The sequence below is a fragment of the Mycobacterium sp. genome (assembly GCF_035697385.1).
In the GTDB taxonomy this organism is placed as follows: domain Bacteria; phylum Actinomycetota; class Actinomycetes; order Mycobacteriales; family Mycobacteriaceae; genus Mycobacterium.
Map to the genome: position 1 here is coordinate 1 of NZ_DASSCY010000049.1, position 9,341 is coordinate 9,341.

At 66.3% G+C, this 9,341-nt stretch carries 8 protein-coding genes; 5 read left to right on the plus strand and 3 right to left on the minus strand.

Annotated elements, in window-relative coordinates; genetic code table 11:
• The first annotated feature begins 293 nt into the window (after window positions 1-293).
• A complete protein-coding gene (locus VFH65_RS04495) occupies window positions 294-851 on the plus strand; it encodes a restriction endonuclease (RefSeq protein ID WP_353319937.1) in 558 nt (185 codons plus the stop codon).
• On the opposite strand, the gene lat is transcribed toward VFH65_RS04495, so the two are convergent.
• Together lat and VFH65_RS04505 are read right to left on the minus strand one after the other, a co-directional pair.
• Entirely contained in the window at window positions 844-2,160 is a 1,317-nt protein-coding gene (lat, locus tag VFH65_RS04500) for an L-lysine 6-transaminase (RefSeq protein WP_353319938.1), read from the minus strand. The genes VFH65_RS04495 and lat overlap by 8 nt on opposite strands.
• Before the next feature lie 49 nt (window positions 2,161-2,209).
• Window positions 2,210-2,674, minus strand: a complete 465-nt coding sequence (locus tag VFH65_RS04505; protein ID WP_353319939.1) for an Lrp/AsnC family transcriptional regulator — start codon at window positions 2,672-2,674, stop codon at window positions 2,210-2,212.
• A 39-nt stretch (window positions 2,675-2,713) separates the two neighbouring features.
• Between VFH65_RS04505 and VFH65_RS04510 the strand changes: the two genes are divergently transcribed.
• Together VFH65_RS04510 and VFH65_RS04515 are read left to right on the plus strand one after the other, a co-directional pair.
• Window positions 2,714-3,907, plus strand: a complete 1,194-nt coding sequence (locus VFH65_RS04510) for a VOC family protein (RefSeq protein ID WP_353319940.1) — start codon at window positions 2,714-2,716, stop codon at window positions 3,905-3,907.
• Window positions 3,908-3,909: 2 nt separating this feature from the next.
• Window positions 3,910-5,454: an aldehyde dehydrogenase family protein gene (locus tag VFH65_RS04515; protein WP_353319941.1), complete on the plus strand. Its 1,545-nt coding sequence runs from the start codon at window positions 3,910-3,912 to the stop codon at window positions 5,452-5,454.
• On the opposite strand, the gene VFH65_RS04520 is transcribed toward VFH65_RS04515, so the two are convergent.
• The gene (locus tag VFH65_RS04520; RefSeq protein WP_353319943.1) at window positions 5,451-6,830 is read right to left on the minus strand and encodes a cytochrome P450; all 1,380 of its coding nucleotides are present in this window, start codon (window positions 6,828-6,830) and stop codon (window positions 5,451-5,453) included. The two genes, VFH65_RS04515 and VFH65_RS04520, sit on opposite strands and share 4 nt — an antisense overlap.
• 49 nt (window positions 6,831-6,879) lie before the next feature.
• Here VFH65_RS04520 and VFH65_RS04525 point away from each other — a divergent pair, with 49 nt between their 5' ends.
• Entirely contained in the window at window positions 6,880-7,530 is a 651-nt protein-coding gene (locus VFH65_RS04525) for a TetR/AcrR family transcriptional regulator (protein ID WP_353319944.1), read from the plus strand.
• 33 nt (window positions 7,531-7,563) lie between these two features.
• Window positions 7,564-9,341: DEAD/DEAH box helicase (locus tag VFH65_RS04530; RefSeq protein ID WP_353319945.1), on the plus strand; the 1,778-nt coding region annotated here is incomplete at its 3' end.

Consider the following 9,341-nt stretch of genomic DNA (forward strand, 5'->3'; position numbering starts at 1 on the left):
GCCACACACCACTCCAAATCGGCCAACGCCCCCGAGCGGCGCACAAACAACTCCGCCACCGCCGCCAAACGCTGGGCGATCGCCGTCGACTCATCACGAGTCGCCTCACCCATCACCTCGACGAGCTCGCCATCACCCACATTGTCGAACATGTGTTCGATCACAAAGTCGATGGTGCCACCCCGCACCGACAAGAACCACTAGAGAAGGAACCGCCTGGGGATGAAAACGCGACTGTGGATAGCCCGTCGCGGTCATTCACTTGCGTCGGTGCACCCATCTACCATTCGGCCGTGCGCAGGCTGAAGTGGTACGTGATCGCGGCCGTCGCAGCAGGCATTGCCGCATATCTACTCGGAGCTGCGCCGGTCTGGAGCGGGGTCATCGGAGCCGCAACGCCAGTCGTTGTCGCTGCGACGCCTCGTTTCCTACTGGGCACCATCGTCGGTGCCAGCACGCCAAGTCCGGCCGAGGATCCCGCCACCGAAATGTCCGGCACAGAGTTCGAGGACTATGTCGCGCGGATCGCGCGATCCTGCGGAGTGCCGGTGATCATGACCGCGATCACCGGGGACTGGGGCGTCGACCTGATCGTCGGCCATCGGCCCGAACGCCTTGCCATTCAATGCAAGCGGCAGGCTCGCCCGGTCGGCGCCGCAGCCGTCCAAGAGGTGGTCGCTGGCGCGCCGATGCAGGATTGCACCAAGACCATGGTCGTCACAAACCACGAATTCACCCCGGCGGCACGGAAACTCGCCGAGTTGCACGGCTGCGAGCTCGTCGGCCGCGACGAACTACCGCGCCTGCGGTCGATTATCCGGCGCCTTACGGCCCCTACCGAGGTCAGCTGAGCGCGTCGCGCACCGCGGTGACCGCGGCGTCGATCTCGTCACGCGACACCGTCAGCGCGGGCCGGAACCGCACACTGTCTGGCCCGCTCGCCAGCATCACGACATGATGGTCCCAAAGCCGGCGGACCAACTCGTCACGCTGCGCGGCGCTTGGCAGGCTGAACGCGCACATCAGGCCGCGGCCACGGACATCGAGAACAATGCCGGGGAACTCAACGGCCAGATCCTCAAGCTGGTCGAGAAGATATCGGCCCGCCTTGGCGGCCCGGACCATCAAGTCGTCGGACTCGATGGTCTCGAGGATGCGACGCGACCGCACCATGTCGACGAGGTTGCCGCCCCATGTGGAGTTGATCCTGGAGCTCACCGCGAAAACGTTGTCGGGCACTTCGTCCACGCGTCGTCCGGCCATGATGCCGCACACCTGAGTCTTCTTGCCGAACGCCACCACATCGGGTGCAACATCGAATTGCTGGTAAGCCCAAGGTGTTCCGGTCAGCCCGCAACCGGTCTGCACCTCGTCGAAGATGAGTAGCGCATCGAACTCGTCGCACAGCTCACGCATCGCGGCGAAGTATGAAGGCCGGAAATGCCGGTCGCCGCCCTCGCCCTGGATCGGCTCTGCGATGAAGCACGCGATGTCGTGCCGATGCGCCTCGAACGCCGCGCGGGCCTGCGCCAACGACTCGGCTTCGACGGCATCCATATCGGCGCCGGGCCGGATGAAGGGGGCATCGATGCGCGGCCAGTCGAACTTCGGGAACCGCGCGACCTTGTTCGGGTCGGTGTTCGTCAGCGACAGCGTGTAGCCGCTGCGGCCGTGAAACGCGCCCTGCAGATGCAGGACGCGGGTGCCAAGCGACGGATCGATGCCGTGCGCCTCGTTGTGCCGGCTCTTCCAGTCGAACGCCACCTTCAATGCGTTCTCGACGGCCAGGGTTCCGCCGTCGACGAAGAACAGGTGCGGCAGCGCAGGGTCTCCGAGCACACGCGCGAACGTGTCGACGAACCGCGCCATCGGCACGCTGTACACATCGGAGTTGCTCGGCTTGTTCACCGCGGCTGCGGCGAGCTCGGCGCGGAACTCCTCATCGCCCGCGAGCGCCGGATGGTTCATACCCAGCGCCGACGACGCGAAGAACGTGAACATGTCCAGGTAGCGCTCCCCCGTGCGGGCGTCCACCAGGTAGGAGCCGGCCGAGCGCTCGATGTCGAGGACGAAGTCGAGCCCGTCCGCCAGGATGCTGCGCGCCAGCACGTCACGGACGTCGGACGGCGCGATACCGAGGGGTGTCAGGACAGCGGTCATGCAGCCATCCTAACGCATTATTTACGGCCTTCCGCCATCAGGACAGGAACTATTCCGGCATGATTTCTCGACCGGAGTAAAAAGTCTGTAAGATGATCGTGCTTCGGGTGCGTACGTTCGCCGCCGTACGGATCTGCTGCAGCAAGTCTTCAAGCGCTCGCGGCGACTCGACACGCACGAGCAGGACGTAGCTCTCCTCACCGGCCACCGAGTGACACGACACGATGGCCGGTATGTGTTCGAGCCGTGCGGGCGCATCATCGGGTTGAGAGGGATCGAGAGGAGTGATGGCCACGAACGCCGACAGCATCTTCCCGACGGCTTCGGGACTAATCCGCGCCGTGTACCCCGTCACCACCCCGCGCGATTCCAGACGTCGCACCCGGGACTGGACCGCAGATACCGACAGTCCCGCTGTCTCGGCGAGATGGGCAAGCGTCGCCCGCCCGTCTGCGACCAATGCACGCACCAGAATGCGGTCGATCTCGTCGAGATGTTCGCCCGCCTCAACCATGGCCGGAGACTATCTCAGCGGCGGTGGGAGTTGAGCCGCATGAATAACGTGACCCTGGGTCAACTGCGCGCGAGATTCGCTGCCGCACTGTCGCAGATGTACGGCGCCGAGGTACCGGCCTACACCACCCTGGTCGAGGTCAGCGCCGAGGTGAACCGCGAACGAGGCGCATCTGAGCGAGTGACCGCGGAACGTCACGGCGCGATCCGCGTCGGCAGTGCCCGCGAGCTGGCCGACGTGGCTGACCTGTTCGCCGCCTTCGGTATGTATCCGGTTGGCTTCTACGACCTGCGCGACGCCGCGTCGCCGGTGCCGGTGGTGTCGACCGCGTTCCGGCCGATCGACACAGACGAGCTGGCCCACAACCCGTTCCGGGTCTTCACCTCGATGCTGGCCACCGCAGACCCTCGATTCTTCCCCGCCGAACTGCGCGGGCGCGTCGAGCGATTCGTTGCGCAGCGCCGGCTGTTCGAGCCCGCGCTCATCGCCCAAGCCCGGCGCATCGCCGACGACGGCGGCGCGCGTGCCGAGCAGGCCGAATCGTTCGTCCGCACCGCGGTGTCGGCGTTCGCGTTGTCCCGCGAGCCGATCGATCGCGGCTGGTATGAGGAACTGAGCCGGGTGTCGGCGGTGGTCGCCGACATCGCCGGTGTCACGACCACACACATCAACCACCTGACGCCCCGCGTGCTCGACATCGACGAGCTGTACCGGCGAATGAACGCCCGCGGAATCACGATGATCGACGCGATCCAAGGCCCCCCGCGATGGCACGGTCCCGATGTGCTGTTGCGGCAGACGTCGTTTCGCGCGCTGGCTGAACCGCGACGGTTCCGCAACACCGACGGCACGGTGTCCGACGGCGCATTGCGGGTGCGCTTCGGCGAAGTCGAGGCGCGAGGGGTCGCCTTGACTCCGAAAGGCAGGGAACGCTACGACGCTGCCATGGCCACCGCCGATCCCGCAGCGGTGTGGGGCGACTACTTCCCCGCCACGCACGAGGAACTGGCCGCCCGCGGGCTGGCGTATTACCACGGCGGTGATCCGTCGAAACCGGTTGTCTACGAGGACTTCCTACCTGCGTCGGCAGCAGGAATTTTCCGGTCGAACCTCGATACCGACACGCAGGCGGCCGAGGGGGCCGACAATGCGGACTACAGCCCCGAATGGATGGCCGGTCAGATCGGGCACCACGTTCACGATCCGTACGAGCTCTACGAGAAAGTCGCATAATCATGACCACGGTTCAGACATCCCAGGTCCCGACGGCCGACGATTTGCGCAAGCAAGTCCGCGACGCGCTGCACGCCATCGGCTCGCGCGCATCACTGACCGAGCCGGGCGGCCACGGTCTACAGGCCAGCACTCCGATCACCGGCGAAGTGTTGTTCACCGTCGCCGAGACCACCCCGGAACAGGCCGATGACGCCATTGGCCAAGCGGCGCAGGCGTTTACGATGTGGCGGACAACGCCCGCGCCCGTCCGCGGTGCGCTTGTCGCCCGGCTCGGCGAGCTACTCGTCGAGCACAAGGCCGACTTGGCGACGCTCGTGACGGTGGAGGCCGGGAAGATCACCTCCGAAGCCCTCGGCGAGGTGCAGGAGATGATCGACATCTGCGAGTTCGCCGTCGGGCTGTCGCGTCAGCTCTACGGCAAGACGATCGCGTCCGAGCGGCCAGGACACCGGCTGATGGAGACCTGGCATCCGCTGGGCGTGGTCGGTGTGATCACGGCCTTCAACTTTCCGGTCGCGGTGTGGTCGTGGAACACCGCGATCGCGCTGGTGTGCGGCGACACGGTGGTGTGGAAGCCGTCGGAGTTGACCCCGCTGACCGCGCTGGCGTGTCAGGCGCTGATCGAAAGAGCCGCCGACGACGTAGGAGCACCGCGTGAGGTTTGCCGGCTGATCCAGGGCGCACGAGAGGTCGGCGAGCGCCTGGTCGACGACCCGCGGGTGGCGCTGCTGAGCGCGACCGGGTCGGTGCGGATGGGTCAGCAGGTCGGCCCGCGGGTGGCGCAGCGGTTCGGCAGGGCACTGCTGGAACTGGGCGGAAACAACGCGGCAATCGTGACGCCGTCGGCCGACCTGGATCTGGCGGTGCGCGGCATCGTATTCTCCGCCGCAGGGACCGCTGGCCAACGCTGCACCACGCTGCGCCGGCTGATCGTTCACTCCTCGGTGGCCGACGAACTCGTCGACCGCATCGTGAATGCCTACCGGCAGTTGCCAGTCGGCGATCCGTCGGTCGACGGCACCTTGGTCGGTCCGCTGATTCACGAGACCGCCTACCGTGACATGGTCGGTGCACTCGAGAAGGCCCGCGCGGACGGTGGCGAGGTGTTCGGCGGTGAACGGCATGAGGTCGGTGACGAGAGTGCCTACTACGTCGCACCGGCAGTGGTTCGGATGCCGTCGCAGACCGAGGTGGTGCACTCCGAGACGTTCGCGCCGATTCTCTATGTCCTGACCTACGACGAGCTTGACGAGGCGATTGCGTTGAACAACGAAGTACCACAAGGTCTTTCGTCGGCAATCTTCACGCTCGACGTGCGGGAGGCGGAGCGTTTCATGGCGGCCGACGGTTCGGACTGCGGCATCGCCAACGTCAACATCGGCACGTCTGGCGCCGAGATCGGTGGCGCCTTCGGTGGCGAGAAGCAGACTGGAGGCGGCCGGGAGTCGGGGTCAGACGCGTGGAAAGCCTATATGCGACGGGCCACGAACACCGTCAACTACTCCTCCGAATTGCCGCTCGCCCAGGGCGTGCATTTCGGCTAACGCAACCGGAGACCGAGCCGAAAGTCCTTCGGCATCATCGTGAGTCGCTCCGAGATCTGCAATTCGTAGTCAGGGTCGGCGATCAGGTCGTAACGGCGGATCAGCACACCCAACATCAAAACCGCCTCGTGCAAAGCGAATTGGCGTCCGATGCAGGACCGCGGTCCGGTGCCGAACGGCTTGTACAGCCCGCCTGGTCGCGCCTTGACCAGTTCCGGCGCGAACCGATCGGGATCGAACTCATCGGGGTTGGCGCCCCAGCGCGGGTCACGGTGCAGGGCGGGGGTAAGGGCCAGTGCCCAGTCGCCTTTGCGCATCGGGTAAATGCCTGCCAGCACGGTGTCCTCGCGGGCAGCACGGTAGTAGCCGGGCACGGTCGGCTGCAGCCGCAGCGCCTCGTCGAATACCCGTCGGATGTACCGCAGCTTGGCGACCAACTCGAAGGCCGGAGCCTCGTCGGCGCCCCACACCTTGTCGACTTCGGCGCGGGCACGCGCGAACACCTGCGGATGACGGGACAGGTAATAGAGCGCGAAAGACAAGGCGCCGGAAGTGGTTTCGTGCCCGGCGACGAGGAAGTTGATTAGTTGGTAGCGGATGTTCGCGGAGTCCAGATCCGAGGCCAGCATGATCTCCAGCAGGTCGTCGTGGTGGCCGAGCCCCTCCTCGCGTCGCTTGGCGACGATGTCGTCGGCGACGGCGTTCATGTGGTCGCCGTCGCGCTGGACCTTGCGCTCCTCACGCCGGGCAAGGAACTTTGGCAGCCAGCTGGCCCGTAGTACACCGGCCCGGTCGGCGCCCTTGAGGCCCGAGATCATGTGCTCGACGAAGGGATGGGTGGCGTCGGACTCAAAGGCACCGAATGAGTAGCCCGCCGCGCAGCGGCCGATGGTCTCCAGCGTCACCCGCGTGGTGTCGGCCGATACGTCCACTGTCTGATCGGCACCGGCCCGCGTGTCCCAGTGGGCCGCCAATTCGCCTGCCGCGTCGAGCATCACCGAGTGGTAGCGGCGCATGGCGGCCTGGCTGAACGCAGGCATCAGCAAGTTGTGTGCCTTGTGCCAATTGGGCTCGTCGTTGTAGGCGGTGAACAAACCGTCGCCGCCGAGGATCCGCAGTGCAGCGATATCGGGGCCGATGTGCTTGCAGAACCTGGTCTCGTCGTTGAGGTCGGAGACCACCTCGGCACCTGCCGCGATCACGTAACGAACGCCGAATGCCCGCAACTCGTAGATCGGCCCCAGCCGTTCAGCGTTCTTCAGCGCCGACTGCGACGGCGCGTCGGTGTCGTAGGAGAACACGTCGCCGAGGAATGGCACGCGCCACCGGGGGCGGGGCAGTTTCGGATACGTCCGCACGTTCTCCAACACGGTCATGTCGCCAGCCTCCGCCGCTGTTGTACATGTGTCAAGTAGTATGAGCGGCATGGCTGAGTCCAGACGGCGTCTGTCTCCAGAGGACAGGCGCAGTGAGTTGTTGGCGCTGGGCGCCGAAGTGTTCGGCCAGCGCCCGTACGACGAGGTCCGCATCGACGAGATCGCCGAACGCGCCGGGGTGTCACGCGCGCTGATGTACCACTACTTCCCGGACAAGCGGGCGTTCTTCGCTGCAGTGGTGCGCGCCGAGGGCGAACGACTCTTCGAGGCCACCAACGCCCCGCCCGATCCCGACAAAGGACTTTTCGACCAATTGCGTGAGGGTGTGCTGGCGTATCTGCGCTACGACGAGGAGCATCCCCACGGCGCGTGGGCGGCCTACATGGGGATGGGCCGATCCGACCCGATCCTGCGCGGTATCGAGGACATCGACAACGATCGCCAGGCCAACCGGATCATGGGACGGATCGGCGAAGCCGTCGGCCGCGAACTGGATTCCAAGGTCGAGCGCGATCTGCGGATCACCATCTATGGCTGGCTGGCCTTCACATTCGAAATGTGCCGCCAGCGGATCATGGATCCGTCGATCGACGCCGGATACGTCGCCGACACCTGCGCCCACACGCTGCTCGACGCCGTCAGCCGGGTGCCGGGGCTACCCGCTGAGCTGGTCGAAGCCGTCGCGCACAGCCGGGACTGAGTATTTGTCGGTGCCGGTTGGCACCATGACTAGATGAGCTCCACCCCGGCCGATCCATTCACCCGGTTCAGCGCGCTGACCCGGGAGTGGTTCACCGGCACGTTCGAGGCGCCGACCGCCGCACAGGCACAAGCCTGGTCGGCCATCGCCGACGGTCACAACACCCTTGTCATCGCCCCGACCGGATCCGGTAAGACGCTGGCGGCGTTCCTGTGGGCGATCGACCGGCTGGCGGCCGCCGACCCTCGGCCGGCGACCGCGGGCACTCCCCTAGCAAGCTGTGGGCCCAGGGTGTTGTACGTATCGCCGCTCAAGGCGCTGGCCGTCGACGTCGAACGCAACCTGCGCACACCGCTGACCGGCATTGGCCGTGTCGCCGAGCGCCGGGGCGTACCCGCGCCCGCCATCAGCGTCGGCGTCCGCTCCGGCGATACCCCACCCGCACGCCGCCGCGAGCTGATCACCAAACCGCCGGACATTCTGATCACCACTCCCGAGTCGCTGTTCCTGATGCTGACGTCCGCGGCGCGCGACTCCCTGGCCGAGGTGCAGACCGTCATCGTCGACGAGGTGCACGCCGTCGCGGCGACGAAGCGCGGCGCCCATCTTGCGCTGTCACTGGAACGGCTCGACCAGTTGCTCGACCGACCCGCGCAGCGGATCGGGTTGTCGGCGACCGTGCGCCCGCCCGAGGAAGTCGCACGCTTTCTGTCCGGACAGGCCAAGACAACGATCGTCGCGCCGCCAGCGACCAAGACGTTCGATCTGTCGGTCCAGGTGCCGGTGCCGGACATGGCGAACCTCGAGAACAACACGATCTGGCCCGACGTCGAGGAGCGCATCGTCGACCTGATCGAGGCGCACAACAGCTCGATCGTGTTCGCCAACTCACGACGGCTGGCCGAACGACTTACCTCTCGGCTCAACGAGATTCACGCCGACCGGTCCGGGGTCGACCTGCCTGCCGAGCGCAACCCGAAGGTGGGTGGCGGCTCCCCCGCGCAGCTGATGGCCAGCGGTCAGTCGTTCGGCGCTCCGACATTGCTGGCCAGGGCCCACCACGGTTCGGTCAGCAAGGAGCAGCGCGCCCAGGTCGAGGACGACCTCAAGTGCGGGCGCCTGAAGGCCGTCGTCGCGACGTCCAGCCTGGAACTCGGCATCGACATGGGCGCCGTCGACCTGGTGATCCAGGTGGAGGCGCCGCCTTCGGTGGCCAGCGGCCTGCAGCGCATCGGACGCGCCGGACATCAGGTCGGTGAGATCTCACAGGGGGTGCTGTTCCCGAAGCACCGCACCGATTTGATCGGCTGCGCGGTCACGGTGCGACGGATGCTGTCCGGTGAGATCGAGACCATGCGGGTGCCTGCGAATCCGCTCGACGTGCTCGCTCAGCACACGGTCGCCGCGTGTGCCCTCGAGCCGCTGGACGCCGACCACTGGTTCGAAGCGGTGCGGCGCAGCGCCCCGTTTGCGACGCTGCCGCGCAGCGCTTTTGAGGCGACACTGGACCTGTTGAGCGGCAAGTATCCGTCCACCGAGTTCGCCGAGCTGCGGCCACGACTGGTGTACGACCGCGACGCAGGCACTCTGACCGGGCGTCCCGGCGCCCAGCGGTTGGCGGTGACCTCCGGCGGCGCGATTCCGGACCGCGGATTGTTCACCGTATACCTCGCGACCGACTCGGAAAAGCCTTCGCGGGTAGGCGAACTCGACGAGGAGATGGTCTACGAGTCGCGCCCGGGCGATGTCATCTCGCTGGGTGCAACCAGTTGGCGGATCACCGAGATCACGCACGACCGCGTGTTGGTCAT

Bases quoted from the DNA above. Each gene is read 5' to 3' on its own strand.
- VFH65_RS04520 (WP_353319943.1), bottom strand. From the start codon at position 6,830: ATGACCGTGTTGGAGAACGTGCGGACGTATCCGAAACTGCCCCGCCCC.
- VFH65_RS04515 (WP_353319941.1), top strand. From the start codon at position 3,910: ATGACCACGGTTCAGACATCCCAGGTCCCGACGGCCGACGATTTGCGC.
- VFH65_RS04525 (WP_353319944.1), top strand. From the start codon at position 6,880: ATGGCTGAGTCCAGACGGCGTCTGTCTCCAGAGGACAGGCGCAGTGAG.
- lat (WP_353319938.1), bottom strand. From the start codon at position 2,160: ATGACCGCTGTCCTGACACCCCTCGGTATCGCGCCGTCCGACGTCCGT.
- VFH65_RS04505 (WP_353319939.1), bottom strand. From the start codon at position 2,674: ATGGTTGAGGCGGGCGAACATCTCGACGAGATCGACCGCATTCTGGTG.
- VFH65_RS04510 (WP_353319940.1), top strand. From the start codon at position 2,714: ATGAATAACGTGACCCTGGGTCAACTGCGCGCGAGATTCGCTGCCGCA.